The following is a 14,432-nucleotide window of genomic DNA, read 5'->3' on the forward strand; positions in this document are numbered from 1 at the left end:
AAGTTAGCTAAAACTGATGAGAAGGGAGCGCAGTCTGTGCTCCCTTTATTCGTTCAAAGTGAGAGGTGAAGATGTATGCTGATCTTGTGTTAGCACGTTGGACATTAGAGTTTGTGGCTAAGGCTAAGGCTAAGGCTAAGGCTAAGGCTTATTCGGCATTCAGCACGCAATATTCAGTAACGACGACACAAGGATGATTAAATTGGAAATCAGTCATTTAGATCACTTGGTACTAACCGTTAAAGATATAGAGATAACGGTAGATTTCTATCAGCGCGTATTAGGTATGAAGCCTATCCAATTCGGTGAAGGTCGCGTGGCGTTGTCATTTGGTAATCACAAGATAAACCTTCATCAGTTAGGTAATGAGTTCGAACCAAAAGCAAAGCACGTGCAAGCGGGAAGTGCTGACCTTTGTTTTATTACCAATACACCAATGATTGAGGTAATCGAACATATCAAAGCGAACGAAATAGAGATAGAAGAGGGGCCTGTGCCGCGAACCGGGGCGACGGGTAAAATTGTCTCTGTTTATGTTCGAGATCCTGATGGTAATCTGATTGAGGTTTCTAACTATTAGGTTCTAGCTTCAACCTGCACTTCTGCTTTATCTTTCGGAACAATAAACTGCGCTCTTAACTCACTTGATACTGGATGTAGAGAGATAAATAAATTACAATCGAACAATGTTTTATTAATTCGAGCCTTATCGTCATGGTGCGAAACCTAATCACATTCATCGTAAGTCTGTTTTTCTTAACGGCTTGCTCTACAACGAGTAATGAGCAGATCGATGAGAAGACGTTGAGCAACGAACACGCTCTGTCGAACAGTGTCGAGAAGGATACGAATCTAAATGGTGTTTCGGACTCTATTGATGAGACCAATGAGACCAATGAGGCCTTAGTTCAAGATACTAGTGCCAACGTTAAAGCAGAAGCAGAAAATGTTTCAGAAGCGGTTGAAGAACCTGAAGTACACTCATCTCAAGTAGCAGCGAAACAAGATGAAGTCGAGACCGACAATGAAAAAGGGCTGGGAAGTTACCTATTGCTCAACAACGAGCCGACTAAGAAAGTCATAAAATCACTCGAGGGAGTCACAGACACCTTGAACGTTCTGACTTTTGGAATATTTGCCACAGGCCACGGTTAATCGAATAGCTATTACTGAGTACATCAAATCATCGAGAAGGCGAACCATATGGTTCGCCTTTTTATTTCAGATGCTTATCCATCGATATATTTTAATTCATATCCAACCAGCTCGTTGGTTTGCGTCAAGAGACAGTCAATAAAGCAGGTATTTGTTTGTTCTGGAATGGGCACGCCGTATTTACGCTGTTCGACTTGTTATATGCATCGAGTGTTTTAATACTCCTCCCAAAGTAAGCAACGAAATCTAATCTTACAAAGACAGTGTCTGATATTCACTCGAGAGCATAGTAGTATGTTCTCGAGTGAAATCCGTTATTTAGGTTTAGTTATCAATATTCTAGGGAAGAGATATGAAGAATAAGAGTGCATTTTTAAGCGTCGCGATGGTTATGTTAGCGGCTCACGCAAACGCTTCTGACGTGAGCCATGAGTCGGTAGCAGACAGTGTCATCACCGAACAAAGAGCGAACCTGTCTGAAAACACGCAAGGAAAAGGTTTTGGCCCACAAGCGCCACGCGATTTAGGTTCAGCCGAAGGAACAAACGCTCGATTGTTTTCGGATGCGCCAGATTCAACAGCCATGAACCTATGTAATATCCACTTCCATAAGAACGCAGAACACAAAGGTGGCGAGTTTACCCAATACGCTGGCAACGGCGATGGTAAGGGCTTCCAGAGTGGTTTTAAATACACAGGTAAGTTGAGTGATGCAGAGCTTAAACCATTTGAGGGTGAGGTTTGTCCAAGCGATCATGGCTCTTTGTATTCGGGCGACACCATAGAAGTGCATTACGTGTACTCAACGGCACAAGTAGAACCGGGTGAAACGCTTGGTGCTTGTTTCAACGATGCGATTACCAATCCGCAACTGCGTGTTGAGACTCAAGTTTACGTATTAGTGAATGACGACAAAGCACTCGACTTCGAAGCATTGGCTAAGCACTCAAAAGTGAATGGTTTGCACCAAGCAACCAACATTCCACAAGATACTGGCTCAGCGATTCAATACGCGGGTTCAACAACGGGTCCAGGTTATAACGAGCAAGGTTCACCTTTCCAAGTAACATGGAGCGTTCGTCCACAAGTAGCGAAAGTAAACATCGCGACAGTGGGGAACTGGTGTGAAGGCAATGACTTTAATGAAGACCACGCTCACGGTGTGAGAAACTTGGTGGTTAACCCTGCGTTGTTGTCACCAATGGCGAACTAATCTTGTTACCTTGATTTGTACTCAATATTTTGCAGAGGCGAGCCACTAGGTTCGCCTTTTTGTTACCTTAGATAAACACTGGGTGCTTGGTGGGGAAATTACGTGTGACAGTTATTCAAACATGAGCGGTTTGAATCGTCGTGGGTCAAAACACTCTTTACCTGAATCGAAACTCCATGATACGTTCGTGACCAATCATGTTGGGTTATAAGTAAGGACAAGCCAATGTCATTAGAAGGCGCAGTTACATTCTTTATTGCCATGTTTATATTTGGTATTACTCCGGGGCCAGGTGTCTTTGCGATTTTGGCTCGTGGTATGGTTGATGGATGGCGAAAGTGCATCTCTCTTTCTGTAGGAATGATCTGCAGTGATCTGATTTATCTGGCGCTTGCCTGTTTTGGTTTAGCGACGATTGCTGAGAACTGGTCATTGGCCTTTGAGGTGATTCGCTACGTTGGTGCTGCTTATCTGATTTACTTGGGCTACAAGATGCTTAAGAGCTTACCTGAAGTACAAGGTTCAGCGGAGCTCGCAGCCAAGCAAAGTCAGAAATCAGAACTCACCAGCTTCGCGCAAGGCTTTTTGATTTCAGCATCAAACCCGAAAGTGATTCTGTTCTATATTTCATTCTTACCGACTTTTATTGATCTGACGGTTTTGCGTTCACAAGATATTGTCTTGGTTTCTGTGTTAGCCGCGGTTGCTTTGATGTCCGGTTTAATGATCATTGCAATGGGCGCGGGCAGAATGGCAAGTTTGCTTAAAACGCCACGAGCTCATAAAAGATTAAACCAAAGTGCTGGTGGAATAATGATTGCGGCTGGATCATATTTGGCGATCAATCGATAGATATGGCTTGTTAAGCTCGATTCTTTAAGCACGACTCATTAAACAAAAAGGCGAACCGATGGGTTCGCCTTTCTCGTATAGATTTACGCTTTGTTAGTAAAGTTAAGCATCTACAAAAATCACTTCACCAGTAAGGAAGCCATCGACCGAGCGCTCGAATGCTTTGCCGACTAACTTGCTTGGTACGGGCTCAAAACCTGGCATCATTTCACCGTAAACATCCCATGCTTCAGTAAGAACGGTAGGGTTGATGACATTGATGCGGGTGTTTCTTGGCATCTCATAAGCGACACATTTTACGAAGGTATCAATCGCACCGCTGGTGGTTGCGTCTGCAATAGCGAAAGGTATTGGCTTCACATTCAAAATGCCGCTAATCAGTGTAATTGAACCACCATCAGCAATGTACTTTTGGCCGATACGAACAAGATTAATCTGTCCCATCATTTTGCTCATTACCGTGGTCATCCACTGTTCTTCTGTCATATCTGCAAAGGTGTTGTATTCGCAAAGGCCGACGGTATTCACAAACCCGCATCAAAGTGTCCCACGTTCTTGTAAAGTGCTTCAATCGACTGGGGGTCAGTGATATCAACAATATGGTCGACATCGCCAGAGCGACCCGCTGTGATTACCTTATGATTGCCTAAGCCCATTAGTGCTGCTTGACCCATCTTGCCACGTGCGCCAATTAGAATGATTGTTTTCATGTTGTTCTCCGATCTGTATGCGTTTCGTTTCGATGGAAGAACTTTAACTAAATGGCTAAACAAGTAGAAACAAAGCTTAATTGTGAGTGTTACTGGTTTTTCTTGTGCAGTGTTACACTCATACAGAATGCAATTTCACGGAAGTAGGTAAGTGTGAGCAAATTAGATCGATTAGACATCAAACAACTGAGGGTTTTCCAAGCGCTAATACGTGAAGAGAACGCGTCTAAAGCTGCCAACCAATTAGGGATGACTCAACAAGCCGTTAGTGAGCATCTAAAGAAACTGCGTGAAGTGTTCGACGATAGGTTGTTTGTGAGGAAGACTAATGGCTTTGTTCCAACGACATTTGCTCAAGAACTTTCTGTTGGTGTAGATCGTCTGCTTATCGATTTCAACTTACTGTTATCAAAGACTAACTTTGTGCCAGAGAAAGCAAAAGGGACGTTTGTGATTGCGGCGACAGATTATGCCCAGCAGATTATTTTACCGAGCTTGATAGCAAAGCTAAGGGAGCGAGCGCCGGAATTAAAGCTGATTGTGCGTGATTTCGAAATCGATAACCTGCACGAGTTAATGGAAAGCGGTAAGGTCAATTTAGCTATCGCATTCCCTGATTACATTCCAGATAGCTATAAGGTCATTAAGTTGTTTGAAGAGCACCATGTTTGCGTCACCTCGCCGCATTCATCTATCGCACACACAAATCCTTCATTGGAAGAGGTCGCGAGTTATCCGACGATCATCGCTTCACCATCTCGCCCAAACTTTAAAGGGTCGATTGACGAATGGTTTGGCAAGTTTGGCTTAAAGCGCAATGTCGTGGTTTCCGCTCCGTGTTTCTCCATCGTGCCCATGTATTTAAACACCACTGACTCGATTGCGTTCTTACCATCCAGAGCGATAGAAGGGCTGAATCTAGTCACACTTCCAATGGAGCAATCACCAGAGAGTTTCGATGTGATAGCGGCGTGGCACCCAAGATACAACGATGATCCGTTACAAAAATGGGTCACATCGTTGTTAGAAGTTGAATAGTCAGGAACAAGAAGTCGTTTCAGTCGATCATTGAATCATGCGTGGGCTCAAAGAAATGGATCAAACTTAATCAGTGTCTAACTCAAGTTCTTCCTACAATATTACTGATAGAAAACCCATTCACGCCTTATGTGACAATACTTCCAGTAAGTATGAGAGATTTAAAGTTATAAAATTGACTAAATCTAGATGGCTTATAGAAAATTAAGTTGAGTTTTAAGTGTGCTATTCAAGATGTATAGTTAGTGGTAATTCATTGAGTTATTGAATCTTTTAGTTATCAGCTGATGTGGGTGTTATGAAGAAAAACGGCTTTACGTTAATGGAATTAATCATTGTTATCGTGATACTCGGTGTTTTAGCTGTGACAGCAGCTCCGAGGTTTCTTAATATCCAAGAGTCAGCGAGAGAAGCAGTACTTGAAGGTGTCGCAGGTGCAATGGAAGGGGTGATCACACAAGTAACCTCTAAGGCCATTATTGCTGGGCTTAACCCTAGTGCAGAAAACCCAGATGACCAAAGTAACTATGTGATCGATTTCGGTATCGGCCGAGTTGAGGTCGACTGGGGAACGCTATGTCCTGAAAGTGAGGGGGAGTCTGGTGATAAATTGAATATGCTCCACTTCCTGACCTTGTCAGACGATGACAGTATAATCTCTGAATTAGGCAACAGACACACGGTAGTGGGATTTACTCAGCCCTTTAGTCAAGCAGACCTCGATAGAAACCACATAGCCGACGATTCATTACCTTCTGGTTGTTATGTTCTTTATGACTCTTTTGGCCGTGAGGACACAAGCAAGTGTCCAGTCGGTGGTTGTGAATGTACCGTTCGTGTAGTGAACGACGAATGTTAACCCAAACACATTAACTGACTTGTAGAAATTCAATAAAAAAGCGCGTTATTGCCGAGCAGCAATAACGCGCTTTTTTGTATTAGCTTGATGATTTTTCTTAATTTGCTATTGCTGCATCTGCTGGCGGCAAGTCACGCTTCTTAATCACGTAACGTAAGCGAAGTAGCATAAGAGCCGCTGACACACTCAAGCCCGTCAGAATACCAATCCAGAAGCCTTCTTCACCCATTGCAGGAACAATGTGGTCTGTTAAGCCCAATACCATGCCTAGTGGTAGTGCCAAGCCCCAGTATGAAGCGATAGCTAAGATCATCGGGATTTTAGTGTCTTTATAGCCACGCAGTGCACCGTTAGCAGACGTTTGCAATGCATCGCTGAATTGGTACATCGCCGTAAAGGTCAACAATACTGCTGCTGTTGCGCTTATTGTAGGGTCGGTTGTGTAAAGCCTAATGATCCACTCAGGGAACAGCAGGAACATCGCTACTGAAAGCAATGAAATCAACGCCGCAACCAAGATACCGACTTTACTGCGCTCAATCGCGCCAAGTTCATCTTTTTCACCCAAAGCGTGCCCAACACGAATCGTAATACCAAAAGAGATACTCATCGGAATCACGTAAGTTAGGCTCGATATATTGAGAGCAATTTGTGCGGCTGCCACGTTCTCTGCACCAATACGGCCAATCATCAATGCGATTACCGCAAAGATGCTGCCACATACCGCGATGTTCATACCAATAGGTAAACCTAACCTTAGAAGGTGAAGCATCTCTTTTGCTTTTGGTTTTGCGTCAGCAAAGCTGATGATGGTTTTGTAGTGGTGATGACCTTTAATGTAGGAGTAGAGCATTCCCGACATTAGCCAATACACTAAGCTTGTCGCCCAGCCACAACCCACAGCGCCCATTTCAGGGAAGCCAAACTTACCGTAAATAAGGACGTAGTTGACTGGAATATTAATCAGCAAACCAATTACCGAAATGATCATCGGCACTTTGGTGTTGTTCATACCTTCACAGAAGCCGTTCAAGGTGTAGAACAGGGCAATACCCGGTACACCAAAGGCTAGGGCAAACGCATAGTCACTGCCAATTGGAATGATCTCAGCGGCTACGCCAATCCATTCTAAGATCGGTTTCGCACTCACCAAATAAGCGATAAGCAGTACGCTAGCAATTAATGCCAACCAAACCATCTGGAAGAATTCAACAGAGATACTTTGAAAGTCGCGTGCGCCGCGGTGGTAAGCGACAACAGGCGTTAACGCCATAATCACGCCACGCAGTAACAGCAACACAGGAATCCAAAGGCTTGTGCCGAGTGCAATAGCGGCGAGGTCGGCAGGGCTTACTTGGCCAGCCATTGTCGTATCGACAAATCCCATCGCTTGGGTAGCTATTTGAGTCAAAATGATTGGAACCGAAAGATGCATAAGCGCACCCGATTCACGAGTAAAAGGACGAAATTTCGTTAGCATGGAAGTTCACAACACCAATATAAATGCACCAGTGATGGCAGGATGGCCGGTGTGCATTTTAGGATGTGCCCCGTTGGGCGGGCGACAATATAAACACCTTACCGTATAGGGTCAAGGTTTGGACTTATAGAGTTCAACTCGCTTTGAGATAGTCACAGGTTCTGATGGTTAAAACACAGGGTTAGCGCGCGTAAGTTAATGATTTTTTGGGAATCATGCGAGTCAGTTAAATTTAACATTTGCTACGCTAATCACTAAGGCTTAGGTATAGATTATTGTTATGGGAAGACAAAGGCTAGTACAATTGGTGGCATAAGGAACTAGATAGAAAGATTCTGTCAAATGCAGCATTTTTAGGTCTAATAGCTGTTATTCGCAAAAGGTTTATTTAATGTATCGTCCTATCCGAAATGAAATCGAAAGTGTTCTACAAGAAATTGGGCAAGATCATGTCAATGATTATGATTATCTAATGACTAGCTTGAACTTTATAAATGTTGCTGAAGATATTGAATATCAAAAAAAGTACCGTAATTTTTGGGTTATGAGATACATTTCTCCAGAGTCTGAGTTCAATAAAAAATACTTTGAATATTTAGAGAAGAATAAAAATAATAGCGCGTTATCCTTTGCTGAAGCTTGTGATCATTTTGATGGTGTAACCACTGACAAAGCCGGTGAGAAGTCTTCTTTTCAATTCTCATTTATAACGAAACTTATGCATATGATTGATGGTATTTTTCCAATATATGACTCTAAAGTTCGTGATTTCTACTTTATTCCTGAAAATAGCGCAGCTTATGATGAGAAAAAAAAGGCTTCAATAGCCTTAGTAGATTATCTACGTTATGAGCAGAAAGAAGCGAATCTCTCAAACGAAATAAGTGAGTCCATCTGTTACTTCAGAAAGAAGTTTTCCCCAAGTGATTTTTCTGATCAGAAAATCCTAGACTCACTAATTTGGGGGTATGTGAAATCACGAGAAAAACGCATAACAAGGCATTTAAACGGGACTAAAACCTTTGGTTAAGTTTCGCTTCGTTACACATTTTAAGCAACAATTTAATCCGCTTAACGCGGTTTTATAAGCCAAGATTTTACAATGGAGTATAAGGTTGGATAGTAATACTTTTATTGGGTTAGTTATCGGTGCGATTATTTCATATCTAATTCCCAAAATATCGCCGTATATCGATTTGAAGCTAGAGAAACTTGGTGGTGTTGTTAGAGGCAAGTGCTTTGCTCCAATTAAAGGTTTCTTCAGGAAGAGACGTCTTAAAAAGTTAAGGCACCTACGTGTTACAAGGAAAAATAGTTCTGCGGTAACATTTAAAATTGTTACTGCTCATATCTACTTTCTGTTGTTCTGGGGCGTAATCTTCTTTTACGTTCACTTATTAATTCAAACAGATTACGCCAAGTTATTAGAAAGTAACTTTTGGCTTGGGATGTTCTTAGCAACCCCTATTTACTGTTTTGAATTTGCGTGGCTTCGAGCTGATGGACATGCAAAAGAGCTTGTTAAGCAACGAGGGCGGATCGGATTATGAAAAGCGTTTAAAACTGACTCATCATGCTTGGTATTTTCAGTTTGGGTTTAGCTAAGTGTTTACGGCGCCAAAATTAAGCGAAGTTGCAGCGTTGCTTACACTGAGGCCTAGTGTCATTTGTCTTGCCTACAGTTGCGCTTTATCTTTAAATTGTTATCTTCGTGTCCGTATTAACAATTATGAGATTAAGGCTGCTGAGTTTAGTTTTTGCGCTTGTCCTAAGTGGCTGTTCGTTATTCGTGGGTGAAAGTTACTTTGGTGAAAGTTGAACCGGCATCATATAAATAAGCTTGTACAACAGTGAGGGGAACCCTACTAAATGAAGTTTAAAGACGATGGGGTGACTGAGGCGGAATATAGGACTTTCAACGACAGTTGTACATATACCTTTATCACGGATAAGCAAGGTATAATTGAATCCTATAAGTATCAAAGTACGTTTTTAGGCACATGTAAGCCAATAGGGTAAACATCTACCAGACAACTATGGCGCCAATATCAACTTGGCGCTATCTATTGTGTCCATACCATCACTTCTTAACTGCAAATCTAGCGCCATATAAGCCTCTCACTGCCACAACGCCAGCAGAAACACAAATAGCCCAATCCCAAGCGTGACTTTTAGAAGTAAGCCAAGAGGTGCACCACCTTTTGGCGCTTTGTTACAACATCCCATAATTAATTCCTAGTTTGTCGTGAATGTCATATCACCTTAAACCTTTCCCTTACGGTAAGGTCAATGCTTTTATGAACCTTGGATTTCAGGCAACAAAAAGGCGAACCATTTGGTTCGCCTTTTGTTATGTTTTGCTGCTTAGCGCCGCTACGAATTAGTCTTCGTAGTTATCGATGCTTGGGCAAGAACAGATTAGGTTACGGTCGCCGTATACGTTGTCTACACGGTTAACAGTAGGCCAGTACTTCGAGTTCTTCGTTGCTTTCGATGGGAAGCAAGCCAGTTCGCGAGAGTAAGGGCGATCCCATTCTGCGCCTGAAAGGTCAACTTGTGTGTGCGGTGCGTTCACTAGAGGGTTGTTGTCTAGTGGCCATTCACCCGCTTTCACTGCTGCCATTTCGTGACGGATTGCGATCATCGCTTCACAGAAACGGTCTAGCTCTTCTAAATCTTCTGATTCAGTTGGCTCTACCATTAGTGTGCCAGCTACTGGGAAAGACATAGTTGGTGCGTGGAAACCGAAGTCCATTAGACGCTTAGCAATATCTTCTTCGCTGATGCCTGTGTCTTCTTTAAGCGGGCGAATATCGATAATACATTCGTGCGCTACGCGGCCGTTAGTGCCACGGTAAAGAACAGGGTAGTGAGGACGTAGTTTTTCCATCACGTAGTTCGCGTTCAGAATCGCTACTTTCGTTGCGTCTGTTAGGCCAGGTTCGCCCATCATTGCGATGTAAGCCCAAGAGATAGGTAGGATTGAAGCACTACCTAAATCTGCCGCTGATACCGCGTAGTCAGAACCTTGTACACCGTTTTCGATGTGACCTGGTAGGAAAGGTGCTAGGTGCGATTTAACACCGATAGGACCCATACCCGGACCGCCACCACCGTGTGGGATACAGAATGTTTTGTGTAGGTTCAAGTGAGATACGTCTGAACCTATGAAGCCAGGTGAAGTTAGGCCTACTTGAGCGTTCATGTTTGCGCCGTCTAGGTAAACCTGTCCGCCCGCTGCGTGTACTTGTTCACACACTTCTTTCACTTGCTCTTCGTATACGCCGTGCGTAGAAGGGTAAGTGATCATGATGCTTGATAGGTTTTCTTTGTGCTTCTCGATTTTCGCTGCTAGATCTGTCATGTCGATGTTGCCATCTTCATCACACTTAACAACCACTACCTTCATAGAAACCATTGATGCTGTTGCAGGGTTAGTACCGTGCGCAGAGCTTGGAATCAGACAAACGTTACGGTGACCTTCACCGCGGCTTGCGTGGTAACGTTGAATCGCGATTAGACCCGCGTATTCGCCAGATGCACCAGAGTTAGGCTGTAGTGAGAAATCGTCGTAACCAGTGATTTCACATAGCTTCTCTTTAAGATCTTTCGCTAGTGCAGTGTAACCCGCAGCTTGATCAAGAGGTGCGAATGGGTGAATTGAACCAAACTCAGGCCATGTTACTGGAATCATCTCAGCAGCAGCATTCAGCTTCATTGTACAGCTGCCCAGTGGGATCATGCCGTGCGTTAGTGAGAAGTCTTTGTTCTCAAGCTGTTTTAGGTAACGCATCATTTGCGTTTCGCTGTGGTGCGTGTTGAATACTGGGTGAGTTAGGAACTCTGATTCACGACGGCAGTTTTCTGGAATTGCTGCAAATTCGTTTGATGCAATGTCAGAAGATAGTGCTTGAACGTCTTCTTTCACGTCGAAGATAGCGAACAGTGCGTTCACGTCGTCGATCGTTGTAGTTTCATCTAAGCTGATACCGATCTTACCTTTAAGAAGGCGAAGGTTGATGTCTGCTGCTTGCGCTTTCGCGTACAGTGCATCTGTCTTCTCTTCAGAGTTGATTGTGATGGTATCGAAGAAGCTGTTGTTTGTTAGCTCGTAACCCGCTTTAGTCAGGCCAGCTGCTAGGATAGCTGTCATATGGTGTGTACGACGAGCAATAGTACGTAGGCCTTCTGCACCGTGGTAAACCGCGTAGAAAGACGCCATGTTTGCTAGAAGTGCTTGAGCTGTACAGATGTTCGATGTCGCTTTCTCGCGGCGGATGTGTTGCTCACGAGTTTGCATTGCCATACGTAGCGCTTGGTTACCGTGAGTATCGATAGATACACCGATTACACGACCTGGCATTGTACGCTTATGCTTTTCACGAGTACCCATGAATGCAGCGTGTGGACCGCCGTAACCCATAGGAACACCGAAACGTTGTGCTGAACCGATAACTACGTCTGCGCCCATTTCGCCCGCAGGCTTAAGTAGAGCAGAAGCGAGTAGGTCAGTTGCAACGGTTACAAGCGTTTTGTTTGCTTGAGCTTTTGCAATGATGTCTGTTAGGTCACGAACTTCGCCTGTTGTACCAGGGTATTGAACTAATGCACCAAATACGTCTTGCTCTGGAAGTGTTTCAAGAGCGCCAACCATTACTTCAAAACCGATGTACTCAGCACGAGTTTTAACAACTTCTAGTGTTTGAGGGTGAACATCGTCAGCAACGAAGAATACTTTGCTCTTGCTTTTGCCAGCACGCTTACACAGTGTCATAGCTTCGCCAGCCGCTGTCGCTTCATCAAGAAGTGATGCGTTTGCGATTTCCATACCTGTTAGGTCCATTACCATTTGTTGGTAATTTAGTAGAGCTTCAAGACGACCTTGAGAAATCTCTGGTTGGTATGGTGTGTAAGCTGTGTACCAGCCTGGGTTCTCTAAAACGTTACGTAGAATAACGTTTGGAGTGAATGTGTTGTAGTAGCCTTGGCCAATGAAAGTACGTTTCACTTGGTTTAGGTTAGCGATCTCTTTAAGAGAGGTCAGCATGTCCATTTCGCTCAGTGGAGCAGCAAGTGTCATTGGTTTTTCAAGACGGATTTGTGCAGGAACCGTTTCGTCGATCAGTGCGTCTAGGCTAGTCGCGTTGATCGCTTCAAGCATTTTTTGCTGGTCTGCTTTATTTGGGCCGTTATGACGAGCAACAAACTCGTTTTGAGTACCCAGGTCTTTCAGTAATTGGCTTTGAAGTAATTCAGTCATGATATGTTCTACTTTCTCTCTGGAGCCGTGAGCTAGCCCCTAAAATTAAGCTGCTCAAAAGAGCAGCTTTATCGTAATGAGGTTACCTATTAGTCTTCTTCGATAGAGCTTAGGTATTCTTCCGCATCTTTAAGGTTGTCTAGTTCAGACGCATCAGACATCTTCACTTTAACAATCCAGCCACCTTCATAAGGTTCTTCGTTGATTAGCTCTGGGCTATCTTCTAATTCTTCGTTGATTTCTACGATTTCGCCAGAGATTGGTGCGTAGATATCAGAAGCAGCTTTCACTGACTCAACTAGAGAGAAGCTTTCGCCAGCTTCGATTTCGTCGTCAGTGTCAGGCAGGTCAACAAACACAACGTCACCTAGCATCTCTTGAGCGTGCTCAGAAATACCGATAGTTACAGTACCGTCACCGTTGTCTTTTACCCACTCGTGGCTGTCTGCAAACTTTAGTGTATTGTCCATTGCTTATTCTCCAAAAATTTATGAGGTTTTAATTTAAATCTTAAAAACGGTCTAACGGTAAAGAGGGAAGCGCTTGCAAAGCTCTTTAACTTGCTTGCGAACACGTTGCTCAACTTCAGCGTTGCCTTCAGGGCTTTCAACTAAGCCATCAAGTACATCGCCGATCCATTCACCGATAAGTTTGAATTCTTCAGTGCCAAAACCACGACTGGTTCCAGCTGGCGTACCTAAACGAATGCCAGAAGTAATCATAGGCTTCTCTGAATCGAATGGTATACCATTTTTGTTACATGTGATCCCTGCACGCTCTAATGCTTCTTCAGTTACGTTACCTTTCAAGCCCTTAGGACGAAGGTCAACCAGCATTAGGTGCGTGTCTGTTCCGCCAGTCACAATGTCACAACCGCGAGTTTGCAACACTTCAGCAAGAACTTTTGCGTTGTCGATCACTGAATCAATATAAGTATTAAATTCTGGGCCAAGTGCTTCGCCAAACGCCACTGCTTTAGCTGCGATAACGTGCATTAGTGGGCCGCCTTGTAGGCCAGGGAACACTGCAGAGTTGATTTTTTTGTTGATGTCTTCGTGGTTAGTCAGGATCATACCGCCGCGTGGGCCACGAAGTGTTTTGTGCGTTGTTGTGGTAACAACGTGTGCGTGTGGTAGTGGGCTAGGGTGAGCACCTGTCGCGATAAGACCTGCGATGTGTGCCATATCAACCATTAGAATAGCGCCAACTTCGTCAGCGATTTCACGGAACTTAGCGAAATCAATAACGCGTGGGATAGCACTACCACCAGCAATAATCATTTTAGGTTGGCTTTCGATAGCTAAAGCGCGAACTGCTTCGTAATCGATTTCAAGAGTGTCGCGGTCTACGCCGTATTGAACTGCGTTGAACCATTTACCAGACATTGCAGGACGTGCACCGTGTGTAAGGTGACCACCAGCGTCAAGAGACATACCTAGGATCGTGTCGCCAGGTTGAAGTAGGGCAAGTTTAACTGCGCCGTTTGCTTGAGCGCCAGAGTGAGGCTGTACGTTTACGTATTCACATTTGAACAGCTGCTTAGCGCGTTCGATTGCGATAGCTTCTACTGTATCTACGTGCTCACAACCACCGTAGTAACGACGGCCTGGGTAGCCTTCAGCGTATTTGTTGGTTAGGCAGGTGCCTTGAGCTTGCATTACTGCTTTAGATACGATGTTCTCAGAAGCAATAAGTTCGATTTGTTCGTTTTGACGAGTGTTCTCTGCTTGGATTCCAGCAAATACTGCGTCGTCAGTCGCAGATAGGTTCGTAGAGAAAAAACTGTCTAAGCTATGGTTTTGGTAAGCGTTCATTGTCGAGACCTTTCATTAAGCTAATGGTGATTGTTTTTATAGTCCATTAGG

At 43.9% G+C, this 14,432-nt stretch carries 12 protein-coding genes and 1 pseudogene; 8 read left to right on the plus strand and 5 right to left on the minus strand.

All coding sequences use genetic code 11. From position 1 onward, the window contains the following. Positions 1 to 202: 202 nt before the first annotated feature. The 4 genes from FLM53_RS19630 (at position 203) to FLM53_RS19645 (ending at position 3,220) form a co-directional block, all read left to right on the plus strand. On the plus strand, positions 203 to 580 hold the full coding sequence (locus FLM53_RS19630; protein ID WP_176679746.1) for a VOC family protein: 378 nt from the start codon (positions 203 to 205) through the stop codon (positions 578 to 580). 134 nt (positions 581 to 714) lie between these two features. Further along, entirely contained in the window at positions 715 to 1,155 is a 441-nt protein-coding gene (locus FLM53_RS19635; RefSeq protein WP_176679745.1) for a hypothetical protein, read from the plus strand. Positions 1,156 to 1,507: 352 nt separating this feature from the next. Beyond that, positions 1,508 to 2,368 carry a delta-class carbonic anhydrase gene (locus FLM53_RS19640; RefSeq protein WP_176679744.1) on the plus strand — a complete coding sequence of 287 codons (861 nt, stop codon included), beginning with the start codon at positions 1,508 to 1,510 and terminating at the stop codon, positions 2,366 to 2,368. Positions 2,369 to 2,593: 225 nt separating this feature from the next. Then, positions 2,594 to 3,220: a LysE family translocator gene (locus FLM53_RS19645; RefSeq protein WP_176679743.1), complete on the plus strand. Its 627-nt coding sequence runs from the start codon at positions 2,594 to 2,596 to the stop codon at positions 3,218 to 3,220. Between the two features lie 102 nt (positions 3,221 to 3,322). On the opposite strand, the pseudogene FLM53_RS19650 reads toward FLM53_RS19645, so the two are convergent. Beyond that, positions 3,323 to 3,930, minus strand: a pseudogene (locus FLM53_RS19650) (short chain dehydrogenase). Positions 3,931 to 4,083: 153 nt separating this feature from the next. On the opposite strand from FLM53_RS19650, the gene FLM53_RS19655 reads away from it, so the two are divergent. Both FLM53_RS19655 and FLM53_RS19660 read left to right on the plus strand, forming a co-directional pair. Beyond that, on the plus strand, positions 4,084 to 4,968 hold the full coding sequence (locus FLM53_RS19655) for a LysR family transcriptional regulator (RefSeq protein ID WP_176679742.1): 885 nt from the start codon (positions 4,084 to 4,086) through the stop codon (positions 4,966 to 4,968). 298 nt (positions 4,969 to 5,266) lie between these two features. Then, positions 5,267 to 5,827, plus strand: coding sequence for a type II secretion system protein (locus tag FLM53_RS19660; protein ID WP_256099328.1), 561 nt, complete (start codon positions 5,267 to 5,269; stop codon positions 5,825 to 5,827). 97 nt (positions 5,828 to 5,924) lie between these two features. Here FLM53_RS19660 and FLM53_RS19665 read toward each other — a convergent pair whose 3' ends face one another. After that, positions 5,925 to 7,307: an MATE family efflux transporter gene (locus FLM53_RS19665; protein WP_176679741.1), complete on the minus strand. Its 1,383-nt coding sequence runs from the start codon at positions 7,305 to 7,307 to the stop codon at positions 5,925 to 5,927. A 391-nt stretch (positions 7,308 to 7,698) separates the two neighbouring features. Here FLM53_RS19665 and FLM53_RS19670 point away from each other — a divergent pair, with 391 nt between their 5' ends. Then, the gene (locus tag FLM53_RS19670) at positions 7,699 to 8,337 is read left to right on the plus strand and encodes a hypothetical protein (RefSeq protein WP_176679740.1); all 639 of its coding nucleotides are present in this window, start codon (positions 7,699 to 7,701) and stop codon (positions 8,335 to 8,337) included. An 85-nt stretch (positions 8,338 to 8,422) separates the two neighbouring features. Beyond that, positions 8,423 to 8,857: a hypothetical protein gene (locus FLM53_RS19675; RefSeq protein ID WP_176679739.1), complete on the plus strand. Its 435-nt coding sequence runs from the start codon at positions 8,423 to 8,425 to the stop codon at positions 8,855 to 8,857. 830 nt (positions 8,858 to 9,687) lie between these two features. On the opposite strand, the gene gcvP is transcribed toward FLM53_RS19675, so the two are convergent. From gcvP to FLM53_RS19690, 3 genes are all read right to left on the minus strand, one after another. Beyond that, positions 9,688 to 12,567 (minus strand): aminomethyl-transferring glycine dehydrogenase, encoded by a 2,880-nt coding sequence (gene gcvP, locus FLM53_RS19680; protein ID WP_171349496.1) that lies wholly within the window; start codon positions 12,565 to 12,567, stop codon positions 9,688 to 9,690. A gap of 89 nt (positions 12,568 to 12,656) precedes the next feature. Beyond that, on the minus strand, positions 12,657 to 13,037 hold the full coding sequence (gene gcvH / locus FLM53_RS19685) for a glycine cleavage system protein GcvH (RefSeq protein WP_017072176.1): 381 nt from the start codon (positions 13,035 to 13,037) through the stop codon (positions 12,657 to 12,659). 51 nt (positions 13,038 to 13,088) lie between these two features. Beyond that, positions 13,089 to 14,381 carry a serine hydroxymethyltransferase gene (locus tag FLM53_RS19690; RefSeq protein WP_017064653.1) on the minus strand — a complete coding sequence of 431 codons (1,293 nt, stop codon included), beginning with the start codon at positions 14,379 to 14,381 and terminating at the stop codon, positions 13,089 to 13,091. Positions 14,382 to 14,432 lie beyond the last annotated feature (51 nt).

Origin of the sequence: Vibrio sp. Scap24, from assembly GCF_013394185.1 — a bacterium.
Lineage (GTDB): Bacteria > Pseudomonadota > Gammaproteobacteria > Enterobacterales > Vibrionaceae > Vibrio > Vibrio pomeroyi.

Excerpts from the sequence above, each read along its gene's own strand:
- FLM53_RS19635 (WP_176679745.1), top strand. The coding sequence starts at position 715 with ATGGTGCGAAACCTAATCACATTCATCGTAAGTCTGTTTTTCTTAACG.
- FLM53_RS19640 (WP_176679744.1), top strand. The coding sequence starts at position 1,508 with ATGAAGAATAAGAGTGCATTTTTAAGCGTCGCGATGGTTATGTTAGCG.
- FLM53_RS19645 (WP_176679743.1), top strand. The coding sequence starts at position 2,594 with ATGTCATTAGAAGGCGCAGTTACATTCTTTATTGCCATGTTTATATTT.
- FLM53_RS19660 (WP_256099328.1), top strand. The coding sequence starts at position 5,267 with ATGAAGAAAAACGGCTTTACGTTAATGGAATTAATCATTGTTATCGTG.
- FLM53_RS19665 (WP_176679741.1), bottom strand. The coding sequence starts at position 7,307 with ATGCTAACGAAATTTCGTCCTTTTACTCGTGAATCGGGTGCGCTTATG.
- FLM53_RS19670 (WP_176679740.1), top strand. The coding sequence starts at position 7,699 with ATGTATCGTCCTATCCGAAATGAAATCGAAAGTGTTCTACAAGAAATT.
- gcvP (WP_171349496.1), bottom strand. The coding sequence starts at position 12,567 with ATGACTGAATTACTTCAAAGCCAATTACTGAAAGACCTGGGTACTCAA.
- gcvH (WP_017072176.1), bottom strand. The coding sequence starts at position 13,037 with ATGGACAATACACTAAAGTTTGCAGACAGCCACGAGTGGGTAAAAGAC.
- FLM53_RS19690 (WP_017064653.1), bottom strand. The coding sequence starts at position 14,381 with ATGAACGCTTACCAAAACCATAGCTTAGACAGTTTTTTCTCTACGAAC.